The 22,030-nt window shown below is 65.4% G+C and carries 21 protein-coding genes; 12 read left to right on the forward strand and 9 right to left on the reverse strand.

What is annotated here, in order from left to right:
* Positions 1-125 precede the first annotated feature (125 nt).
* Complete coding sequence (locus C0V82_RS09525; protein ID WP_102113347.1) at positions 126-1,253, reverse strand: type III PLP-dependent enzyme; 1,128 nt, start codon at positions 1,251-1,253, stop codon at positions 126-128.
* Positions 1,254-1,996: 743 nt separating this feature from the next.
* Here C0V82_RS09525 and ccmA point away from each other — a divergent pair.
* The 4 genes from ccmA to C0V82_RS09545 all read left to right on the forward strand — a co-directional run bounded on the left by ccmA (position 1,997) and on the right by C0V82_RS09545 (position 5,621).
* Complete coding sequence (gene ccmA / locus C0V82_RS09530) at positions 1,997-2,710, forward strand: heme ABC exporter ATP-binding protein CcmA (protein ID WP_245924049.1); 714 nt, start codon at positions 1,997-1,999, stop codon at positions 2,708-2,710.
* Positions 2,707-3,372: a heme exporter protein CcmB gene (ccmB, locus tag C0V82_RS09535; protein WP_102112137.1), complete on the forward strand. Its 666-nt coding sequence runs from the start codon at positions 2,707-2,709 to the stop codon at positions 3,370-3,372. Before ccmA ends, ccmB begins: the two co-directional genes overlap by 4 nt.
* Before the next feature lie 253 nt (positions 3,373-3,625).
* A complete protein-coding gene (locus C0V82_RS09540; protein ID WP_158659834.1) occupies positions 3,626-5,038 on the forward strand; it encodes a M23 family metallopeptidase in 1,413 nt (470 codons plus the stop codon).
* Complete coding sequence (locus C0V82_RS09545; RefSeq protein WP_158659835.1) at positions 5,022-5,621, forward strand: bactofilin family protein; 600 nt, start codon at positions 5,022-5,024, stop codon at positions 5,619-5,621. Before C0V82_RS09540 ends, C0V82_RS09545 begins: the two co-directional genes overlap by 17 nt.
* A gap of 56 nt (positions 5,622-5,677) precedes the next feature.
* Here C0V82_RS09545 and C0V82_RS09550 read toward each other — a convergent pair whose 3' ends face one another.
* From C0V82_RS09550 to znuC, 5 genes are all read right to left on the reverse strand, one after another.
* Positions 5,678-6,274, reverse strand: coding sequence for a periplasmic heavy metal sensor (locus tag C0V82_RS09550; protein WP_102112140.1), 597 nt, complete (start codon positions 6,272-6,274; stop codon positions 5,678-5,680).
* Positions 6,271-6,801: a hypothetical protein gene (locus C0V82_RS09555; RefSeq protein ID WP_102112141.1), complete on the reverse strand. Its 531-nt coding sequence runs from the start codon at positions 6,799-6,801 to the stop codon at positions 6,271-6,273. Before C0V82_RS09555 ends, C0V82_RS09550 begins: the two co-directional genes overlap by 4 nt.
* The gene (locus C0V82_RS09560; RefSeq protein ID WP_245924050.1) at positions 6,798-7,493 is read right to left on the reverse strand and encodes an RNA polymerase sigma factor; all 696 of its coding nucleotides are present in this window, start codon (positions 7,491-7,493) and stop codon (positions 6,798-6,800) included. The genes C0V82_RS09555 and C0V82_RS09560 overlap by 4 nt, the downstream gene beginning before the upstream one ends.
* Before the next feature lie 373 nt (positions 7,494-7,866).
* The gene (locus C0V82_RS09565) at positions 7,867-8,652 is read right to left on the reverse strand and encodes an iron chelate uptake ABC transporter family permease subunit (protein ID WP_102113349.1); all 786 of its coding nucleotides are present in this window, start codon (positions 8,650-8,652) and stop codon (positions 7,867-7,869) included.
* Complete coding sequence (gene znuC / locus C0V82_RS09570; protein ID WP_102112142.1) at positions 8,645-9,505, reverse strand: zinc ABC transporter ATP-binding protein ZnuC; 861 nt, start codon at positions 9,503-9,505, stop codon at positions 8,645-8,647. Before znuC ends, C0V82_RS09565 begins: the two co-directional genes overlap by 8 nt.
* A gap of 113 nt (positions 9,506-9,618) precedes the next feature.
* Here znuC and C0V82_RS09575 point away from each other — a divergent pair, with 113 nt between their 5' ends.
* Positions 9,619-10,554 (forward strand): zinc ABC transporter substrate-binding protein, encoded by a 936-nt coding sequence (locus C0V82_RS09575; RefSeq protein ID WP_102112143.1) that lies wholly within the window; start codon positions 9,619-9,621, stop codon positions 10,552-10,554.
* 63 nt (positions 10,555-10,617) lie between these two features.
* Positions 10,618-11,415 carry a 4-hydroxy-tetrahydrodipicolinate reductase gene (dapB, locus tag C0V82_RS09580; protein WP_102112144.1) on the forward strand — a complete coding sequence of 266 codons (798 nt, stop codon included), beginning with the start codon at positions 10,618-10,620 and terminating at the stop codon, positions 11,413-11,415.
* Here dapB and C0V82_RS09585 read toward each other — a convergent pair.
* Together C0V82_RS09585 and C0V82_RS09590 are read right to left on the reverse strand one after the other, a co-directional pair.
* Entirely contained in the window at positions 11,412-11,774 is a 363-nt protein-coding gene (locus C0V82_RS09585; protein ID WP_102112145.1) for a winged helix-turn-helix domain-containing protein, read from the reverse strand. The two genes, dapB and C0V82_RS09585, sit on opposite strands and share 4 nt — an antisense overlap.
* Positions 11,775-11,856: 82 nt before the next feature.
* Complete coding sequence (locus C0V82_RS09590; RefSeq protein ID WP_102112146.1) at positions 11,857-12,597, reverse strand: TerC family protein; 741 nt, start codon at positions 12,595-12,597, stop codon at positions 11,857-11,859.
* Between the two features lie 153 nt (positions 12,598-12,750).
* On the opposite strand from C0V82_RS09590, the gene C0V82_RS09595 reads away from it, so the two are divergent.
* The 6 genes from C0V82_RS09595 to smc all read left to right on the forward strand — a co-directional run bounded on the left by C0V82_RS09595 (position 12,751) and on the right by smc (position 21,723).
* Positions 12,751-14,325, forward strand: a complete 1,575-nt coding sequence (locus C0V82_RS09595; RefSeq protein ID WP_102112147.1) for a peptide ABC transporter substrate-binding protein — start codon at positions 12,751-12,753, stop codon at positions 14,323-14,325.
* A gap of 79 nt (positions 14,326-14,404) precedes the next feature.
* Complete coding sequence (locus C0V82_RS09600; RefSeq protein ID WP_102112148.1) at positions 14,405-16,012, forward strand: peptide ABC transporter substrate-binding protein; 1,608 nt, start codon at positions 14,405-14,407, stop codon at positions 16,010-16,012.
* Between the two features lie 68 nt (positions 16,013-16,080).
* Complete coding sequence (locus tag C0V82_RS09605) at positions 16,081-16,722, forward strand: DsbA family protein (RefSeq protein ID WP_158659836.1); 642 nt, start codon at positions 16,081-16,083, stop codon at positions 16,720-16,722.
* A gap of 4 nt (positions 16,723-16,726) precedes the next feature.
* Positions 16,727-17,335, forward strand: coding sequence for a DsbA family protein (locus C0V82_RS09610; RefSeq protein ID WP_102112150.1), 609 nt, complete (start codon positions 16,727-16,729; stop codon positions 17,333-17,335).
* Between the two features lie 9 nt (positions 17,336-17,344).
* The gene (gene aac(3), locus C0V82_RS09615) at positions 17,345-18,154 is read left to right on the forward strand and encodes an aminoglycoside 3-N-acetyltransferase (RefSeq protein WP_102112151.1); all 810 of its coding nucleotides are present in this window, start codon (positions 17,345-17,347) and stop codon (positions 18,152-18,154) included.
* A 44-nt stretch (positions 18,155-18,198) separates the two neighbouring features.
* Positions 18,199-21,723 carry a chromosome segregation protein SMC gene (gene smc / locus C0V82_RS09620; RefSeq protein WP_102112152.1) on the forward strand — a complete coding sequence of 1,175 codons (3,525 nt, stop codon included), beginning with the start codon at positions 18,199-18,201 and terminating at the stop codon, positions 21,721-21,723.
* A 3-nt stretch (positions 21,724-21,726) separates the two neighbouring features.
* On the opposite strand, the gene C0V82_RS09625 is transcribed toward smc, so the two are convergent.
* Positions 21,727-21,921: a hypothetical protein gene (locus C0V82_RS09625; RefSeq protein ID WP_158659837.1), complete on the reverse strand. Its 195-nt coding sequence runs from the start codon at positions 21,919-21,921 to the stop codon at positions 21,727-21,729.
* Between the last annotated feature and the right edge of the window lie 109 nt (positions 21,922-22,030).

Below are 22,030 nucleotides of genomic sequence, written 5' to 3' on the forward strand. Positions count from 1 at the left end.
CAAAAAAAATACGCAGTGGCTCGAATGGTGCACAAAATTCCATCAACTGGCCACAAAAATGCCACAAGCCGCCCTTGCGGGGCGGCTTGCGTCAGGAACTCTACCCGGTTTGAGCGGGGGAAAGATCAGATGTAGTAAGCCTTCAGCGGCGAGAAGCCGTTGAAATTCACCGCCGAATAGGTGGTGGTGTAGGCACCGGTCGCCATGATCGTCACCTTGTCGCCGATCTTCAGCGAGGTCGGCAGACGATATTCCGCCTTTTCATACAGCACATCGGCGCTGTCGCAGGTGGGGCCGGCCAGGATCACGGCTTCGGCGGGGCCGTCGCGGTCGGTCTGGATCGGGTACTGGATGGCCTCGTCCATGGTCTCGGCCAGGCCACCAAACTTGCCGATATCCAGATAGACCCAGCGCTTGTCGTCGTTAGCGGACTTGCGGGAGATCAGCACCACCTCCGACTGGATGATGCCGGCATTGCCCACCATGCCACGGCCCGGCTCGATGATGGTTTCGGGCAGGCGGTTGCCGAAATGACGGCGCAGGCTGTCATTGATCGCCTCGCCATAGGCCTGGCTGGTCGGCACGTCCTTCAGGTAACGGGTGGGGAAACCGCCACCCATATTGACCATGGACAGGATTACGCCCTGTTCCTCGCAAGCCCGGAAGATGGTGCCCGCCGTGGCCAGCGCGATGTCCCACTGCTTCAGGTCGCGCTGCTGGCTGCCGACATGGAACGACACGCCATAGGGGCGGACATTCATACCTGCGGCCTGGATCAGCAGGTCGCGGGCCATCTCCGGCTCACACCCGAACTTGCGCGACAGCGGCCAGTCAGCCCCCTCACCCGAGGTCAGGATGCGGCAGAAAACGCGGGAGCCCGGCGCATGTTCGGCGATCTTCTCCAGTTCTTCGATGCTGTCGAAGGCGAAAAGATCGATGCCCAGTTCATGGGCGATACGAATGTCACCGGCCTTCTTGATGGTATTGCCGAACGAGATGCGGTCCGGCGTGGCGCCGGCTTCCAGGCAATACTGGATTTCCGGGACGGACGCGGTGTCGAAGCAGGAACCGCTCTCCACCAGCAGACGCAGAATCTCCGGCGCCGGGTTGGCCTTCACCGCGTAGAAGATGCGGCTGTCGGGCATGGCCGTCGCCAGCTTGCCGTAATTGTCGGCGACGACATCCAGGTCTACGACCAGGCACGGGGTGGAGGGGGTCTGTTCAGCGAAGAATCGGGCGATCTTCTCGGTCATCATGGACTCCGAGGCGGCATGAAGCGGGGGATGTCAGAGGGTGAAATGGCTTTTGCCGGACCCGATACGGGTCCGGTTCCGCCCAAGCGTGCCGCGAAACGCAGCCGGCCCAGGCGGGTCAGATACTGGTCATGACGCCAGGAAGGATCGACGCGCCGATGTCGGACGCGCGAACAGAATGGAATGACACGGAGAGCGCAACCGGCCCCCCGAACACAACAACAACCATCGTAGCCTCCAATTCGCCGCCTTGTTTAAGGGACGGACGAGGATACGCGTTACGTCGTTGCATAACCCCACCGGGTTGACGGCTCCGTCCAGTCTTGAAAATGACCATCGGACGGGTGTGGGGGCCATAGGCACGTGCGCTGCGATGTGCGGCTATATAGGGCCGAAGCCCCGACGGCGAAAGCGGTTTTTTGTTTCGGGATCGTGAAAATGCGCATAGGTCGCGTGCCCTGCGCACAAATCACATTTTCGCCACTTTCAGGTCGGACTTTGGTCATGCGGGACTTCCATCTTGCACCTGGGAATGCTGAGGCGACTTGAGACACCCCGTCTTGGCGGACATTTCCAGGCCCCATATGGAATGTCGGCCCGCACCTGTCGGTCCTGCCCCGGATCGGCACCATTTCACGGCCACCGCAAAGCCCCCCGCGGTGGCCGTTTCTTTATCTGGAATCTCTATCTTTCGGCCCGCCCTTTCTGGCATTTTGGCGCCAGCCAGCCAGGAGCGTTCATTCGTGACACAGGGCCAGACCCAATCCGCCGATCCGGGACTCGCCGCCCGCCACCTGACCTGCCTGCGCGGCGAGCGGGTGGTGTTCGCCGATCTTGACTTCACCCTGTCGCCCGGCGGTGCGTTGATCCTGGTCGGGCCGAACGGCAGCGGCAAATCCAGCCTTTTGCGCCTGCTGGCCGGCCTATCGCGCCCGTTTTCTGGCGCCTTGACCTGGAATGGCACCGATATCGCCCAGGACCCGGACGCCCACCGCGCGCGTCTGCGCTATGCCGGGCATCAGGATGCCGTAAAGCCCACCCTGACCGCGCTTGAGAACCTGTCGGTCTGGGCCGGGCTGGACGGGCTGGACGATCCGGAGGACCGGGCCGGCCGGGCGCTGGCAGCCCTTGCCATGGATCATGTCGCAGACATGCCTGGCCGGTACCTGTCGGCGGGACAGAAGAAACGCGTCAATCTAGCTCGTCTGGCCCTGGCACCGGCACGCACGGCCCCGCTCTGGCTGCTGGATGAACCGGCAACGGCGCTGGACCGCGACTCGATTGACCGTCTCGCCGCCTTAATCGCCGCCCACCGGCGGGCTGGCGGCATGGTGGTGCTGTCCACGCACAGCGATATGGATGTCGCAGATGCCTCCATGCTGAATCTGGCCGATTTTGGCGCCACCACCGATGATGAAGACGAAAGCCAGAACGAGGCCGTAGGGGTGCCGGCATGAGCGGTTTCCTGCGGCTGCTGCGCCGTGACCTGCGCCTGGCCCTGCGCCAGGGGGCGGACGCGGCCATGGCGGTTCTGTTCTTCGTGCTGTGCGTGATCATGTTCCCGTTCGGCATCGGGCCGGAACCGGGCGTGCTGGCGCGCATTGCACCCGGTGTCATCCTGGTCGCCGCCCTGCTGGCCTCGCTGCTGTCGCTGGACCGGCTGTTCCAGGCCGATCATGAGGACGGCTCGCTGGAGCTTCTGTCCTTGTCGTCTCTGCCGATGGAGGCGGTGGCGGCGGCCAAGATACTGGCCCATTGGCTGGTCACCGGCCTGCCGCTGATCCTGGCGGCCCCGCTTCTGGCCTTGTTCCTGAACCTGCCCGCTGACGGTTTTCCCATCCTGCTGCTGACATTGCTGCTGGCCACACCCTTACTGAGCCTGATCGGGGGAATCGGTGCTGCCCTGACGCTGGGGGCGCGGCGGGGCGGTGTTCTTCTGCCTTTACTTGTGCTTCCGCTTTACATTCCCGCATTAATCTTTGCCGCCGCCGCTGTCGATTCGGTGCTGACGGGGCAATCGGCCCGCCCACATTTGCTGTTACTGTCCGGTCTTCTAGCGGCGTCCATGCCACTTTCGCCCTGGGGGGCCGCCGCCGCCCTGCGCGCAGCCCTGGAATAGCGGTACGGAAAGCCAGAAGGCCTGCGTCTTTGCGCCTGGATGGTTGCATATCCATTGGAAGTACATCGTCCGCGATTCCCGGCTTGCCCGAAAGATGTGCATCCCTTAAATTCCTACCACCGGCGTCCAGTGCCGGACCTGCGGATGACAATGTCCGCCAAGTCAAAGCCTGATCTCCGCCTGTGCTGCTCAAGCAGGCTAAAGGATCGGCGGCACGGCATTGTGACGGGGGGACGGTTTGCTCGGGTTCTTCATGCGCAGCGAACAGGTCATCATCGTTGATGATGACAAGATCAGGTCGGTGACCATCGGTCCCGGCCAACGCCTGCGTCCTGCCCTTCTGGCCGCCGCCGCCCTGTGCGGCATGCTGGTGGCCAGTGCCGGCTGGATGGCCACGGCGTTTGCCCTGCGTGACAGCCGCGACAGCATTTTCCAGATGGATCAGGGGGCCGCCAATCTGGCAACTCAACTGGCCGACAGCCGGGAACAGCTGTCACGCGTGGCGGGTGACCTGGACAAGGTGCGCGTGGCACTGGATACGGCATTGGCCGAACAGGCGCAGTCGCGCGCCCGCATTGATGCCGCCATGGCCGTGCTGATGGGGGCGGACAAGGACGGGTCGAAGACGCCGCGTCAGGTTCTGGCCGCCGTGCGCAATGAACTGGCCCCGCTGAGGGTGGATGCCGAAGCCGGCGACGGGCTGCGCGCCGCCCAGGAATCGCTGCAACTGATCACCGATATAAGCCAGGAAGCGGCATCCCGCCGCGCCCAATCCGCCATCGCCGCCCTGTCCCTGGTGCTGGAGGAAGCGGAAGCCGTCCCCTCATCCCAGCCGACCCTGGCCCTGGCCAGCGAAGGGCTGGGCAAGGCCCTGGCGGAGGCGCAGTTACAGGCGCAGCGGGCGCGGACCGAAGCAGAGAACGCCTGGACCGAACGTAACGAGATGGCGACGGCGCTGGCCGCCAGCGAACAGCAGATGGCGGAGATCGCCACCGGTCAGGTGGCTCTGCTGAACCGGCTGGCCCAGCACGCCGAACTGCGCATCGGCGCCATCGAAGGGGAACTGAAAAATACCGGCCTAAACCTGGACCGGGTGCTGCGCGCCATGGGCCAGTCACCGCGCGGTGTGGGTGGCCCCCTGATCGGCCTGACGGAGCTGCCCAATGGTAGCCTGCCCGCTGCTGCGCAGGCCGCCTTGAATCAGCTCGAGTCGCGGCTGGACCGGCAGGCACGGCTGCGCGCGCTGGCCAATTACCTGCCACTGACCCCGCCCGTGGATAATTTCTACGTCTCCAGCGGTTTCGGTGGCCGCCGCGACCCCTTCACCAACCAATGGGCCGCGCATGAGGGACTGGATCTGGTGGCCAAGGAAGGCTCCCCCGTGACCCTGCCCGCCGCCGGTCGCGTTGTCGACGTCACCTATGACGAGGGTTATGGCCATATGGTGGAGGTGGATCACGGCCTGGGCATCCGCACCCGCTATGCCCATATGAAGAAAATCATGGTTAAGAAGGGCGAAATGCTGGACCCTGGCCGTCAGGTCGGGACGCTGGGCGACAGTGGCCGCAGTTCCGGCCCGCACCTGCACTATGAAGTGCTGGTCGAAGGCAAGCCGGTGGATCCGCTGCGCTTCATGGAAAGGGGTCGGCATGTTTGCGAAGGTTAAGGAACGCATCGACAGCACCGCCAAGACCGCAACGCGCCCCAGCGGCGGTGGCAATGGCGGCGGGTCCGACCGCCCCATGCCCTCCATCGTCAGCCGTGACATGCGGGTGACGGGCAATCTGGACACGCCGGGCGAGGTGCATGTCGAAGGCACCGTCGATGGCGATATCACCTGTGCCAAGCTGACCATCGGCGCCACGGGCGCCGTGAACGGCCATATCATGGCCGGAACCGTGCGTGTCCATGGGCGTGTGCAGGGAGAGATCAACGCTGAGGAGGTGTTCATCCTCAACGGCTCCTCCGTTCAGGGTGACGTGATCCAGACCCTGCTGGAAATCGCGCCGGGTGCCAGCTTCGAGGGCGCCATCCGGCGCCGCGTGCCGACCGCTCCCACCGCCATGCTGGCCCCACCGCCCGCTGAAGCCGAACCGGCGTCAGAGGCAGAACCGCTATTGCTTGCCACCGAACCGGTCGAGGTGGAAGCCGAGGCGGCGGTGGCCGAAGCCCTGTCCAGTGCAACTGCCGACGAACCGCCCGCCCCCGCCAATAGCGGGGAGGATGTGGAAACGAGAAAGGCCGGGTAACCCCGGCCTTTCCCTTTTCTGCACCCTGGCCCTATGAGCGGACATCCGCCCCGATGTTACCTGCCCTCTTCAGGCGGCGGCGGTGGGGCGGCCATAGGGGCCCGGTCCGGGTCCAGGGGAATGCCACCGGGTGGCGGGGGCCGCATTTCAGGCCCGCCATGCATCCGGCGCTCATTAATCATCATACGGGGCGGACGCATCTCGGCCAGACGACGGCGACCCTCCGGCGACAGCTTGCCCAGCACCTCGATGATCCGGTCGGTCTGCGCCTTCTCCATCGTCTGACGATCGGCGGCAGCACTTTCCAGTTCCGTACGCAGGGCCACGGGGTCGAACGGGTCGGCCCGCATCAGGTCACGCAGGCGATCAATACGATCCCGGAAAGACTTGGCCTTATCCATCATCTTTTCCATATCGGAACCGAAATGTTCCTTCAGGATCTTGGCATCGGCTTCGGGTAGATCATCCATCATCCGGTGCATGGCAAACAGGGGACCGCCGGGGCCACCCGGCCCATCAGGCCCCATCATCACCATCTTGTCACCGAAAGGCGGCTTCGGCCCTAGCCAGCGCGGCACCATGGTGCCCAGCAGGAAAAGGTTCAGGCCGACCGACGCCAGCAGCGCGGTCTGTATCAAACGGTCGCGGTTCATTGGAACAGGCTTTCCAGGGCGGAAGGGGTGAACAGCGCGCTGGGTAGGTCACTGGCGGTAGTCGCGGCGGTGACCGCGCCCTCCCCGCCCATGCCGCCAGCGGCCGTGGAGGCGACGGGGCTGAAGGCCCCCACCAGGATGCCGGCAGCCGTACAGGCGGCCAAACCGGCCACCCGTGGCCAGACCTGTCGCCATCCCCCCAGCATATCCCAAACGCGCTGCGTAAAAGGGACGCGGCGCCGCACCAATCCCGGCACGGGCAGATCACCCAAAGCACCGGCCACCACGCGGGCCACGCGATCATCGCTGATCACCGGCGCATCCAGCCGGTCCAGCATCGCGTCCAGCATGGAAGCACGATGCTGTTCGGCCCGTGCCTGAACAGAATGGGCCAGCAGTGCCTGTGCAGGTTTGCGCAAATCATCGGGCCATCGCCTTGGTTCGGCCCCGTACTGTTCCAGCAGGGCCTGGAAGGCGGCCATCCCCATGGCCTCCTTCCCGCCTGCGCCGTTGATCGGTTCCCTCATTCTTCATCCTCCCCAACGCCCGTGATCCCCAGGGCGGTGAGCCGGCCCCGAAGGGCGCGGCGGGCACGAGCCAGCAGCGATTCCACCGCCGGCACCGACAGGTCCAGCATCCGCCCGGCCTCGGCGGCGCTCATTTCCTCGTAATAGCAAAGGGAGACGGCCACCCTTTGCCGTTCAGGCAGCCCGGCCAGGGCTGCTGCGATGGTTTCCGACATTTGCCGCCGCGCGATCAGCGAACCAGCGGCGGGTGCCGGGTCGGGCATATCCGGGGCGTCTTCCAACGCCTCGAACCCCTGCTTGCGGCGGCGGTCGATACAGAGATTGACGACAACCCGGTGCAGCCAGGTGGAAAACCGTGCGGAGCCGCCCGCCTCCCACTGACCGGCCTTGGTCCAAACCTTGACCCAGGCCTCCTGCACCACTTCGTCCGCTTCCGCCGCGTTGTTCAAGACGCGTTGGGCCACGGACAGGGCGCGGGCGGTATGGCGTGTGGCCAGTACCGTGAACGCCCCCCTGTCCCCGCCGGCGATCCGCGCCAACAGGGTGTCGTCATCCACCATGGGTTCCGCAAGAGCCATACCGGTCACGGTCACCTGCGTATCCTTATGTCGATCCCGTCCGGCCGTACCGGACCCCCGGGCATCACGCCCCGGCAGGTCCAGCGGTGACGGAAGCCGCTTCGTCGCCAGCATGCCCCTTCCACGCGCCGGGGCGCAAATCCCTGTCGCAGGTCACACGGGACCATCGCCCCTCTGTCGAAAATATTTTTGAGCCACTGCGACAGGAACTGTTTGCGTGTTGCGTAAAAGCAATATCGCGGGCCGGTGCCCATCCCACCCCAAAGCACCGGTCACCGCCGACGGCCCCGGACGCCCCATCCACCGTCGGCACCGCGATAGATGGGAAGTCTGCCCCCGGACTTCCGGCCCGCCAGCCCGCCCCTTCAACGGCGGCACCGGTGCCGGGGGCAGCATCCCGAACCTATGTTTAGTTCCTCTCTCCAGAGTGCCTGCCCCCGTCGCCCCTGCCTGGGCGGCGGGGGTTTCTTTTTGTGGGGTGACCGGTTTACCCCCGCGCGGGCACGGCCTGACTGGCCAGGAACAGGGCGGCAGCGGCGGCCACGATGGCGGGGCCGGTCGGGACATCGACCTGGAGTGAGGCGCCCAATCCCGCCACGACCGCCCCCACCCCGATCAGGGCCGCCAGGACGGCCATCGCCTCTGGCCCCCTTGCAAAACGGCGGGCGGCAGCGGCGGGGATGATCAGCAGCGCCGTGACCAGCAGAATGCCCACGATCTTCATGGCCAGCGCGATGATGATGGCGATCATCAAGGTGAAGCCCAGGCGCACGCGGCGTACCGGCACCCCTTCCACCCGCGCCAGATCCTCATCCACCGTCAGGGCCAGCAGCGGTCGCCAGATCCAGGCCAGCAGCGCCAGCACCAGCGCCCCACCGCCCCAGATGGCGTAGAGATCGGCATCACCCACGGCCAGGATGTCGCCGAACAGATAGGACAGCAGGTCCACCCGCACCGACCCCAGCACGGCCAGCGCGATCATGCCCAGGCTGAGCGTTGAGTGCGAAATGATGCCCAGCAGCGTATCGCTGCCCAGCCGACGCTGTTCCTGCAACAGGGTCAGGGCCAGGGCAATGGCCAGGCAGACCAGCACGATGCCCGTTTGGGTTCCGATGCCCGTCAGAAAACCCAACGCCACGCCCAGCAGGGCCGAATGCGACAACGTATCCCCGAAATAGGCCATACGCCGCCAGACGATGACGCAGCCCAGCGGCCCCGTGACCAGCGCCAGCCCGATCCCGGCCAGCAAACCGCGCAGCAGGAAATCATCCATGGCGGTGTCCCCCGTGCGCATGGTCATGGCCGTGATGATGGTGATGGTCATGGCCGCAGCCATGATGGTCGCCATGTCCGGTATGTTCCTGCCCGGCCGGGACCACACAGCCATCATCAGCATGGGAATGGTCATGACTGTGGTGATAGATGGCCAACGCATCGGCATGCCGCCCGAACAGGGCGACGTACTCAGGATGGCGCGACACATCCTCCGGTTTGCCATGGCAGCAGACATGCCGGTTCAGGCAGATCACCGTATCGGTGCGGGCCATCACCAGATGCAGATCGTGGCTGACCAGCAGCACGCCGCAGCCGCGCCGATTGCGAATGGCACCGATCAGTTCGAACAGTTCGATCTGTCCATGGACATCGACCGCCTGCACCGGTTCATCCAGAACCAGCAGGTCCGGCTTACGCAGCAGGGCACGGGCCAGCAGCACACGCTGTAACTCCCCGCCCGACAGGGTCTGAATGGCGCGGTCGATGGCATGTTCGGCCCCCACCTCCGCCAGCACGTCCACCATCTCCGCCCGCGTGGACCGTGACCAGAGCGACAGGAAGCGCGCAACCGGCATGGGCAGCGTGACATCGACGGCGAGGCGTTGCGGCATATAGCCGATATTGAGGCCCGGTGCCCGCGCGACGGCACCCTTGTCCGGCTTCACCAGCCCCAGGCACAGCTTCACCAGACTGGTCTTGCCGGCCCCATTCGGTCCGATCAGTGTGACAATCTCGCCGGCCCCCACGGACAAAGAGACATTGTCCAGAACCGCGCGGTCGCCGCGCGTCAGGCTGATATTCCGGGCTTCCAGTAACGGGGGGGCTGTCAAAGGGCGGCTCCTTTGGCGCATGCTGGCTGGGCTGCCCTGCGCATCCCGCAGGGTTTACGCCATGCCCGCCGCCTTGACAAACGTTACATTATAACACATTTGCAGATCAGTCCTCCGGTACCGGGTCCTTGTCCATGTTGCGCCTTCTGTCCCTTTCCGCCCTGCTGACCGGCCTTATCGCCCTGCCGGCCCTGGCCGCCCCGCCGCCGCCCGATGTGGTGGTGACGGTGAAGCCGTTGCATTCGCTGGTATCCGGCGTGATGCAGGGGGTGGGAGAACCCTATCTGCTGGTGCGCGGGGCCGCCAATCCGCATGCCTTCGCCCTGCGCCCATCGGATGCAAAGGCGCTGTCGGGTGCCGAATTGGTGGTCTGGGCGGGGCCGGGTGTCGAAACCTTCCTGGAGAAGCCGCTATCCACCCTGGCACGGGATGCCCAGGTCCTGACCCTGGTTAAGGAACCGTCGGTCCGGGTGCTTCCTGTGCGCAAGGGCGGGGCGTGGGAGGCGCATGATCACGACCACGCGCATGAAGACAGGCCCGATGCGGAACTGGGCAGCGACGGTCATGTCTGGCTGGACCCGCTGAATGCCAAGGCCATTACCGACCTGATCGCCGCGCGCCTGTCGGCGCTGGACCCCGCCCGCGCCCCGGCCTATCAGGCCAATGCCGCGCGGCAGAAACAGTCGATTGATGCCCTGGACCTGGAAATGCGTGCGGCCCTGACACCGCTGAAGGACAGGCCCTTCATCGTCTTCCATGATGCCTATCATTATCTGGAGGACCGGTACGGCCTGAACGCCGCTGGCGCCATCACCGTCTCGCCCGATCAGCCGCCAGGGGCGGCGCGGCTGTCGGCCCTGCGTGAACGCGTCAATCAGGCCGGTGCCGTCTGCATCTTTGCCGAACCGCAGTTCGAACCGGCCCTGGTCCGCACCCTGGCGCAGGGGACCAAGGCCCACACCGGTGTTCTGGATCCCGAGGGGGCGAACATCCCCGACGGGCCGGACCTTTATGGACAGTTGATGCGCTTCAACCTGCGCTCACTGGTGGATTGCCTTTCCGGGGGCTGATCCCGGACGCCCGGCATGCTATCGGTTCTGCCCAATCGTTTTTGAGAGCAGCAGGGGATAGCGATGCGTATCGGGATCGTGGGCGGCAGCGGCCGCATGGGTCAGATGCTGATCCGTGAGGTTCTGGGCAACAAAGCCGCCACCCTGTCGGGTGCGACCGAACGGCCCGGTTCCGCCGCCATCGGCCGTGACCTGGGCACCCTGATCGGCGCCGATCCCGTCGGTGTCGTGATCACCGACGACCCTGCCGCCCTGTTCGCCAACAGCGATGCCGTCATCGATTTCACGGCCCCCGCCGCCACGGTCGCCCATGCCGCTCTGGCCGTACAGCATGGAACCGCCCTGATCGTCGGCACCACCGGCCTGTCGCCCGATGACCATGCCAAGCTGGCAGAGGCCGGCACGAAGGCCCCTCTGGTCGTGGCCGCCAATTTCAGCCTGGGCGTCACCCTGCTGGCCGGACTGGTGCGCAAGGTGGCGGCCACGCTGGGCGATGATTGGGATATCGAGATCGTGGAGATGCATCACCGGCACAAGGTGGATGCGCCCAGCGGCACCGCCCTGGCCCTGGGTCAGGCCGCCGCGTCCGGGCGTGGCGTCGCCTTGGCCGATGTGAAGGATGCCGTGCGCGACGGGCATACCGGTGCGCGCACGGTGGGCGATATCGGTTTCGCCACCCTGCGCGGCGGGGATGTGGTGGGAGACCATACCGTGATCTTCGCGACGGAGGCGGAACGGTTGGAACTGTCCCACAAGGCCGGCAGCCGCGCCATCTTCGCCCGAGGTGCGGTCCGCGCTGCGCTGTGGGCCGCCGGCAAGGCGCCGGGGGTTTATTCCATGGATGACGTCCTGGGGCTTTAAGCCTCGCTGGCCGTCTTGGCGTCGGGGTCCAGCATCACCTCCATCCGGGTCAGGGCCGCCACATTGGCCACTCTGCTTTCCGCCTCCACCTGCCGGTAGAGTGCCACCAGTTCACGTCCCCAGTCGGTTAGCGCGGTGCCGCCGCCGCCGCTGCCGCCCGTCTGTCCTGTCACGGCGGGCAGGGTGAAGGCGCGGTTGATCTGATCGACCAGCAGCCAGGCCCGGCGATAGGACATACCCATGGACCGGCCCGCCGCCGCGATGGAGCCGGTATCCGCGATGGCTTCCAGCAACCGGATCTTGCCGGGGCCGATCTGGCTGCCATTCGCGAAATCCAGGCGCAGGGTCAGGCGGGTCATGGGCGCATCCGGGTAGTGTGAAAACAGAAGGGGCGGCTGTTGCCAGCCGCCCCACACACTTGTGCCGCAAGGCCGGGTTTCGTCAATGCCCGCCGCTGGCCGCCGCCTTGGCCTTGCGGCGCTTTGCGGCGATCAGGTTTAGGCTCTCCACACCGATGGAGAAGGCAATGGCGAAGTAGAGATAGGCCTTCGGGATGTGGAAATGCAGACCGTCGGCAATCAGGGCCACGCCCACCAGGATCAGGAAGGCAAGCGCCAGCATCTTCACCGTCGGGTGATCCTGCACGAATTTCGACGTCGGGCCGGCGGCGAACAGCATGACCGCAACGGCGATGATGACGGCGGTGACCATCACCGGCAGGTCATTGGCCATGCCCACGGCCGTGATGACGCTGTCCAGCGAGAAGACGATATCCAGCACCATGATCTGGGCGATCACACCGCCGAAGGTCGCGACGGCTCGGGAGCTTCCCTCCTCCTCATGCTGGCCTTCCATCGTGTGGTGGATTTCCTGCGTCCCCTTGTAGAGCAGGAATAGACCGCCGCCCAGCAGGATCAGGTCGCGGGCCGAAATAGCCAGATCGAAGATCGTGAACAAGGGTTCGGTCAGCGACACAATCCAGGCGATGGAGGCCAACAGGCCCAGCCGCATGATCAGGGCCAGCGCCAGACCGAGTTGCCGTGCCTTGGCGCGCTGCGCTTCCGGCAACCGGTTGGCCATGATCGAAATGAAGATGATGTTGTCGATACCCAGCACAATCTCCAGCGCCGTCAAGGTCGCCAGACTGGCCCAGGCACTCGGGTCGTAGATCCACTCAAACATTTTTTCCACCTGCCCCCAGGAAATGATTTGTTAAGGATAGCACCATAGTGGGGCCATTTGCCGCCCTGCAATATGGCAGCAGCGGACCTTGCGGGCAGACGGCATCAGGCATAGCGTGGCCGCAATTGATGCTCATGAGGGAAAACCAAGCCCATGCGCCGTCTGGCCCGCTCGCTGCTGCTCTCCTCCCTGGTCCTGCTGCCCCTGATCGCCCCTGTCAACGCCATGGCGGAAACTGTGTTCCGCCGCGGCATCGGGTCTGCGCCCGGCACGATCGATCCGGGCAAGGCCGATCTGCACCCCGAATCCATCGTCATCTATGATCTGTATGAGGGGCTGCTGACGCCGGGGCCGGACGGCAAGCCCATTGCGGGTGCCGCCGCCAGCTGGGAGATCAGCCCCGATGGCAAGACCTACACATTCAGCCTGCGCCCCGACGGCCGCTGGTCGGACGGGTCGAAGGTCACGGCCAAGGATTTCGTTTATGCTTGGCGCCGTCTGGCCAGCCCGCAGCAGGCCTCTCCCTATGCCTACTATGTCTGGCCCATCGTCAACGGCAAGGAAGTGACGGCGGGAACCAAACCGCCGACCGAGCTGGGCGTGGAGGCGGTGGGCGACCTTATGTTCCGCGTCAGGCTGACCGAACCCGCCGCCTACTTCCTGGGCCAGGTGGCGCATCAGTCGATGTCGCCGGTGAAGGAAGGCACCACACCCGGACAGGTGGGCAATGGCGCCTACAAGCTGGCCGAGATGGTGCCGCAGACGCATCTGAAGCTGGTGAAGAACCCGTATTTCCGCGATGCGGCCAATGTGAAGATCGATACCGTCATGCATATCGTGACAGAGAATGTGGATACCGAACTGAAGCGGTATCGCGCGGGTGAGCTGGATGTGACCTACACCCTGCCCGTCACAGCGGTGGATTGGGCGCGCAAGGAGGCGGCGACCGATTACACGCCCACCCCCACCTACTCCACCTTCTTCCTGGCCCTGAACCTGACGCATGAACCATGGAAATCCGCGCCCAAGCTGCGTCAGGCCCTGTCCATGGCCATCGACCGCGAGATCATCGTGGACAAGGTGCTGAACGGTGACCTGCGCCCGGCCTACAGCTTCACCCCGCCCGGCAAAGTGGCGGGGTATGAGCCGCCGCGCCCCGCCTGGGCCGCCCTGTCGCAGAAGGAACGCGATGAGCACGCGAAGAAGCTGCTGGTTGAGGCTGGATACGGTCCGGGGGGCAAGCCCCTGCCGCCCGTGGAAATCCTGCTGACCCAGAATGAGAACAACAAGCGCGTGATGGTCGCCGTGGCCGCCATGTGGAAGCAGAAGCTGGGCGTGGAAGTGGTGATGAACAACCAGGAATTCCGCGTCGTCTCCTCCATCGGCAATCAGAAGACCTATAAGGACGCGCTTTATTACGGCTGGATCGGCGATTTCCCGGACCCGATCAATTTCCTGAAACTGCTGCGCAGCGACGTGGCCCAGCAGAACTATCCCGCCTACCAGAACAAGGCCTACGACGCCCTGCTGGACAAGGCCAATGCCAGCCTTGACCCGGCGGAACGCATCACCCTGCTGGGTCAGGCGGAGGCGCTGTATCAGGCGGACACCCCCCTGATCCCCATCATGCACAATACCCGTCGCCGTCTGGTCAATCCGCGCATCACCGGTTGGACCAAGGCGCCGCTGGACCAGAACCCGACCCGGTTCCTGGACATCAAGAGCTGACACTCTCGGGCTGACAGGCACCGGCATTGTTGCCCGTCAGGGCTCGCCTCCGGCTCGACCTGACCTACGCATTGGAACAATGATGAAAAGCTTCCGCCTTCTGCCGCTGCTGGCCATGGCCGCCCTGGCGCCCCTGACGCTGTCCCCCGCTGCACAGGCCGAAATGGTCTATCGCCGGGGTACGGGGGCCACGCCCGACACGCTGGACCCGACCAAGTCGGAGCTGCAGCCCGCCGCCCGCATCATCTATGACCTGTTCGAGGGATTGTACACGCTGGATGCCAAGGGCCAGGGCCGCCGTGCGGTGGCGGAAAGCGAAAGCGTCAGTGCCGATGGCAGGGTCTATACCTTCACGCTGCGCGCCGATGCCAAATGGTCGGATGGCACAGCGGTGACGGCGGCGGATTTCGTCTATTCCTGGCGCCGGCTGGCCGATCCCAAGCATGCTTCTCCATACGCCTATTTCGTCTGGCCGCTGGTCAATGGCCAGGCGGTGACGGTGGGCAAGATGCCGACCGACAAGCTGGGCGTGGAGGCGGTGGATGCCCGCACCCTGAAGGTCACGCTGGAACGGCCCACAGGCTACTTCCTGGCCTCGTTGCAGCATGTGGCCATGGCACCGGTGCAGAAGGCCAATATCGACAAGTTCGGGGAGAATTTCACCAGCCCCGGCAACCTTGTCTCCAACGGCGCTTACAAGCTGGCCGAATATCTGCCGCAGTCGCATATCAAGACGGTGAAGAACCCGTTCTATTACGACGCGGCCAAGGTCAAGATCGATACTGTCTTCTCCTACCCGATCGACAATCAGGACACGGAATTCAAGAAGTTCCGGGCGGGGGAATTGCTGGTCACCGATACGCTGCCCAACCCGCAGGTCAATTTCGCGAAGGAGAACCTGCCCGACGCGTATCGGGCGGGGCAGACCTATTCCACCTATTACCTGTCCTTCAACCTGAAGAACGAGCCGTGGAAATCGAATGCCAAGCTACGCGCCGCCCTGAACCTGGCCGTCGACCGTGAGGTTCTGGCCGAGAAGGTGGTGGGCGGCGGGGAGAAGCCGGCCTACACCTTCACGCCACCGGGCAATGTCGGTGGCTATGACCCCCCGCGCCCAGACTGGGCGGCACAGACCCAGGCGCAACGCGACGAACTGGCCAAGAAGCTGTTCGCCGAAGCCGGGTACGGGCCGGGAGGCAAGGAACTGCCCGAGATCGAGATCCTGCATTACACCAACGACAATGCCCGCAAGGTCGTGGTGGCCGTGGCCGCCATGTGGCGGCAGAAGCTGGGCGTGAAAACCCGGCTGAACAATCAGGAATTCCGCGTGGTGGCCAATATCGGCAACCATAAAAGCTATTCCGACATCCTGTATTATGCCTGGATCGGAGATTATCCGGACGCCAATTCCTTCCTGCAATTGCTGCGCAGTGATGTGGATCAGCAGAACCTACCGGGATACAAGGACCCGGCCTATGACAAGCTGCTGGACGAGGCCAATGCCAGCACCGACCCGGCCAGGCGCCTCGCCCTGTTGAAGCAGGCCGAGACGCTGGCGCTGGCCGCCAACAGCATCGTGCCGCTGACCCATAATACGCGCCGCCGGCTGGTCGATCCACGTATCAAGGGCTGGACCCCCAATCCGCTGGATTTCAACCTGTCGCAATATCTGGAGGTGGCACCGTGAGCGCCTTGCCGCCGCCATCATCATCCCCTATCGTCGGCGCAAACATTCCCCTGGTGGAGATCACATCCGTGAGCGGTTCTGACTTTTCCCGTCGCCAACTCCTGGCCGCCGGTGCCGCCCTGTCCCTGGCGCCTGCCCTGCCCGCGCTGGGTCAGGCCGCCCCCGCCATCGACGTGAAGGCCGCCACGGCGGACATCGTCTATGGCAATCCGAACGCCAAGGTGACGGTGGTCGAATATGCCTCGCTCGCCTGCTCGCACTGCGCGCATTTTGAGAAGGAGATGTTCCCGACCTTCAAGAAGGAATTCATCGACACGGGCGAAGTGAAGCTGATCTTCCGCGACTACCCGCTAAACGGGCCGGGCCTGCGCGCCCATATGCTGATGCGCTGTGCCGGCGGGGCCAAGACCCAGGCGCTGAAGACCGCCATCTTCAACAGCCAGGCCACCTGGCTGAACCAGAACTTCTTGGCCAACCTTGCCAATATCGGCAAGCTGGCCGGCGTGTCGCAGGCACAGTTTGATGCCTGTATGGCGACCAAGCCGCTGGAAGATTTCATTATCAAGAGCCAGTACACGGCCCAACAGGAACATCAGGTCAATTCCACGCCGACCTTCATCGTAAACGGCGAATATGTCATCGCCGGTGCGTACCTGGACCAGTTGACCGACGCCGTAGTCAAGGCCGGCGCCAAACGCAAGGCGTCGTAATCCCATGTGGCGGCGGTGCTTCCTGATCCTGGCCGGTCTGCTATCACTGTCCCTGCCCGCTTACGGGCAAGGGGGCGCCGCCCCCACCTTTGCCGACATCACCTATGGCAGCGAGAAGGCCCCCATTACGGTCGTGGAGTATGTGGCCCTTTCCTGCCCCCATTGCGCCCATTTTCACTTCGATACCCTGCCCAAACTGAAGGCACGCTACATCGACAGTGGTCAGGTACGGCTGGTGGTAAAGGACATCCCGAACAATGCGCCTGGTTTGCGGGCTGCACAGCTGGCCCGCTGCATGGGCGATGACAAGCATGTCAAGCTTTATGAGGTGCTATACAAGACACAGGCGCAGTGGCTGAACGCTGATTTCATGATGGGGCTGGCCCGCATCGGCGCCCTGGCCGGTGTCGGCCCGGCACAGTTCCAGGCCTGCATGGCCAACAAACAGGTGGAGGATTTCATGATCCGCCGCCAGCAGGAGGCAGGCCAGCGTCATCAAGTAATGGGAACGCCCACCTTCATCATCAATGACGGCGCCGCGCGGGTGGAGGAAGCCAGTGAGGCGAAGCTGTTCGCCGCATTGGAAAAGCTGGGCGCCAAGCCCGCACCCTGACACCCGCCGATGACCGATCCTCTACCCCTGTCCCCCGACGCCATCGCCGCCGATCTTGCCCAGTTGGGAATCGCGGCGGGCGATCTGGTCATGGTGCATGCCGCCTGCCGCGCGGTGGGGCCTGTCATGGGTGGGCCGGATGGGATCATCGCGGGTCTGCGCCGCGCGGTGGGTCTGGGCGGCACCCTCATGGCGTACCTGGATTGGGAAGCGGCCTGGGAGGATTTTGTCGATGCGGACGGGCGGGTGCCCGATGTCTGGCGCCCGCATGTCGTGCCCTTTGATCCCGCCCGCACCCGTGCCGCCCGCGACAATGGCGCGTTGCCTGAATTCCTGCGCACCACGCCCGGCGCCATCCGCAGTTCGAACCCCGGTGCCTCCATGGCGGCACTTGGCCCGCTGGCCGATACCCTGACCCGCGACCATCCGCTGAATTACGGTTACGGCCCCGGATCGCCGCTGGCCCGGCTGGTAGAACGGCGTGGCAAGGTGCTGATGCTGGGCGCACCGTGGGACACGATGACCCTGCTGCACCATGCCGAACATCTGGCCCGATTGCCTGACAAGACGATCATCCGCCGGGAAATACCGTTCGCCCGCCCCGACGGCGGCATCGACTGGCGCTGGATGGAGGAGTTCGACACCTGTGACCCGGTGAGCGAGCGGCTGCCGGAAAACTTCATAGAGCAAATCGTGACCGAATATCTTGCCGCCGGCGCCGGGCGGCGGGGTATGGTGGGGGCAGCACCGTCGATCCTGGTGGATGCGGCGGATATCCTGCCCTTTGCCATCAAATGGCTTGAACACACCGCCGCTTAGGCCTACCCATCGCGCCCTTCCCCGCTACCGACCCCCGGCGACCCGTGCAATTCACGAAACTCCGTCTTTCCGGCTTTAAGTCCTTCGTCGATCAGACAGAGCTTCTGATCGAGCCGGGGATGACGGGTGTTGTCGGCCCCAATGGCTGCGGCAAGTCCAACCTGCTGGAGGCGCTGCGCTGGGCCATGGGGGAGACCTCGGCCAAGCGCATGCGCGGCGAGGATATGGACGACGTCATCTTTGGCGGCACGGCTACGCGGCCCGCCCGCAATATCTGCGAGGTGACGATGGTGCTGGGCAACAATGCCCGCACCGCCCCCCCGCCCTTCACCGATGCGGAAGAGCTGGAGATCACCCGCCGGCTGGAACGCGGGTCGGGGTCGGATTACCGCATCAATGGCAAGCTGGTCCGCGCCCGCGATGTGCAGATCCTGTTTGCCGACCATTCATCGGGTGCCAACAGCCCCTCCATGGTCAGCCAGGGTCGCGTCGGCGCCCTGATCAACGCCAAGCCCGGTGACCGACGGCAATTGCTGGAGGAGGCGGCCGGCATCAGCGGCCTGCATGCCCGCCGGCATGAGGCGGAACTGCGGCTGCGCGCGGCGGAGACCAATCTGACGCGGCTGGAAGATGTGCTGGCCGCCATGGATGGGCAGTTGCAGGGTCTACGCAAACAGGCCCGTCAGGCCCAGCGCTACCGTCAGGTGCAGGACCATATCCGCCGGGCCGAGGCGCAATTGCTGCATCAGCGTTGGAACGAGGCCAACCGTCTGCTGGATCGCGCCCGCGATGGCCATGCCACCGCGGACAGTGCCGTGCGCGATCAGATGCTGGCTGTCAGCAGCACCGCCACCGCCCGCGATGAGGCGGCAGCAGCCCTGCCTCCCCTGCGGCAGGAGGATGCCGCCGCCGGTGCCGGGCTTCAGCGCCTGATCGTGGCGCGCGAACAGCTTGACGCCGAAGAGGCGCGGGTCAAGGAGGCGCATGGCGCCATGCAGCGCCGTCTGGCGCAGCTGGCCACCGACCTTGCGCGCGAACGCGCGCTCGCCGCCGATGCCGACAATGCCGCCGCCCGTCTGGCCGAGGAACGGGCGGGCCTGCTGGATGCGCAGGGCGAAGAGGCGATGGAGCTGGAGGCCGCCGAGGAAGCGCTGCTGACGGCCCGCGACGCGGTGGAAGCAGCCGAGCGCGACCTGTCCCGCGCCCTGGAACAGGCCGCGTCGGAGGAGGCGGCTCGGACGGCGGCCGGCAACCGCCTGCGCGATGCCCAGGCGCGTCTGTCCACCCTGGAAAGCCGGCTGTCCGAACAGGCCGCCCAACTTTCCGCCCTGGACGCAAAGATCGGCGACGATACCGCCCTGGAAGCGGCAGCAGAGGCGCTGGCCCTGGCCGAGGAGCGGCTGGAGTGCGCGCGCGAGACCGCCGAGCAAGCGGAACAGGCCAAGCAGGAGGCTGACAGCGCCCTGGAACAGGCCCGCAGCGACGGGCAGACCAGCATGGCGGCGGCGCGCACGGCCCTGTCACAGGCAGAGGCGCGGGATACGCAGCTGCGCGCCGAACGCGATGGCTTGCGGGCACTTCTGAACCTGGAAGAAGAAGACCTGTTCCCACCGCTGATCGATGCCGTCACGGTTGCCGCCGGCTATGAACAGGCGCTGGCCGCAGCATTGGGGGACGATCTGACGGCGCCGCTGGACGAGGCGGCGGCCCGGCATTGGCGCACCCTGCCGCCGCTGGACATCACCGCCCCCCTGCCGGCGGGGGTGGAACCGCTGTCGGCACAGGTCAAGGCTCCGGTGGAAATGGCGCGCTGCCTGTCGCATATCGGGCTGGTGGCCGATGCCGCCACCGCCCGGCGGCTGGCCCCCAGCCTGTCACCCGGTCAGATATTAGTCAGCCGCGATGGCGGGGCCTGGCGCTGGGACGGGTTGACCACCACACCCGGTGCGCCCACGGCGGCGGCTATCCGCCTGACCCAGCGTAACCGGTTGGCGGAAATTGAGACTGCCCTAACCCAAGCCGATGCCGATCTGGCCGCCGCGCGCAAGGCCCATGGAGATGCCAGTACCGCCGCCGATGCCGCCATCCTGACGGCGCGGCGGGCGAATGAGGCGGCGCAGGCCGGCGACCGGCAGGCGCGCGAGGCCGTGCGCCATGCCTTCACCGCCGTCGATCAGGCCCGCAGCGCCCAGTCCCGGCTGGTCAGCGAGGCCGCCGCCGCGCGGTCCAAGCGCGACGCCATGGTGCAGTCCCTTGACCTGCTGAGCAGCGACAAGGAAGAGGCGGCAACGCTGGTGGCCGACGCGCAGGCCTCCCTGGATGATCTGCCCGACCCCACCCTGTCGCGTATGGCGGTGGCCGATGCGCGTGGCCTTCTGGCCGAACAGCGCGGGCATCTGTCGGGGGCACAGGCCGCAGTGGACCGGGTGAAGCGCGACGCCGAACAGCGCCGCCGCCGCCTATCCAGCCTGGAGGCCGAGGAACTGTCTTGGAAGGCCCGTGTCGAGGGGGCGGCCAGCCGCCTGTCGGAACTGACCGAGCGGGCGGAGGAGGACCGGGCAGCGCTGGAGGCCTTGACCGAACGGCCCCTGGAGATCGCGGCGGAGCGGGAGGCTCTACGCGGCCATATCGTCACTGCCGAACGCCGCCGCCGCCAGACGAGCGATGCCCTGGCAGAAGCGGAAACCGCGCAGACCCAGGCCGAACAGGCCGTGCGCAAGGCGGAAAGCGCGCTTGCCGACGCCCGCGAAGCCCGCGCCCATGCCGAGGCGGCTGTGACCCAATCGCTGAACGCCCTAGCCGGTCTGGTGGAGCGTATCCGGGAGAAGCTGGATTGCGAGCCGGGGGACGTTCTGTCCGCCGCCGGTATCGACCCGGACGATGAGATGCCGCCACCATCGCAGCTGGAACAGCGCCTGTCGCGCCTGCTGGAGGACCGCGAACGCATCGGCCCCGTTAATCTGCGGGCGGAGGTCGAATTGGCCGAGATGGAAGCGGAAACCGCCAAGCTGACCAGCGAACGCGACGACCTGATCGCCGCCATTGCCCGCCTGCGCCAAGGGATCGGCACCATCAATCGCGAGGCGCGGGAGAAGCTGCTGGCCAGTTTCGATCTGGTGGACGGGCATTTCCAGCGGCTGTTCACCAAGCTGTTCGGCGGCGGGTCGGCGCATCTGAAACTGACCGAATCGGATGATCCGCTGGATGCGGGGCTGGAGATCTATGCCAGCCCGCCGGGCAAGAAATTGCAGGTCCTGTCCCTGCTGTCGGGTGGGGAACAGGCGCTGACGGCCCTGTCGCTGCTATTCGCGGTGTTTTTGTGCAACCCCGCCCCCATCTGCGTACTGGACGAGGTGGACGCGCCGTTGGACGAGGCGAATGTCGGCCGTTTCTGCGACATGGTGGAGGAAATGGCGGCCAGCGGCGCCACCCGCTTCCTGATCGTCACCCATCACCGCCTGACCATGGCCCGCATGCACCGGCTGTTTGGCGTGACCATGATGGAACGCGGCGTCAGTCAACTGGTCAGCGTCGATCTGGCCCGCGCGGCGGAAATGGTCGACGCCTGACTTTCATCCCTCCATTTGCAGCCGCCAATGGCCGCGCAGATAAAGATGGAACAGCCACGCCCAGGCGGGAAGGGTGAGCACCGCCATGCAGCCCCAGACCGATACCATCATCGCATCCTTGGGCAGGCCCAGCGCCACCGCGATCAAGGCGCCCAGCAAAGCCGCCGCCCCAGCAACCGGCGCCAGGAGGGTGCACATGCCAAACACACCCCACAGTGAAGGATCACGACGTGGCAGCCCGTAATTCTCCATGGTTGCATCCCCGCTGATTTAATCCCGCAAACTATGCCGGACCCCCTGGCTGTGC

It is taken from the genome of Niveispirillum cyanobacteriorum, assembly GCF_002868735.1.
In the GTDB taxonomy this organism is placed as follows: Bacteria; Pseudomonadota; Alphaproteobacteria; order Azospirillales; family Azospirillaceae; genus Niveispirillum; species Niveispirillum cyanobacteriorum.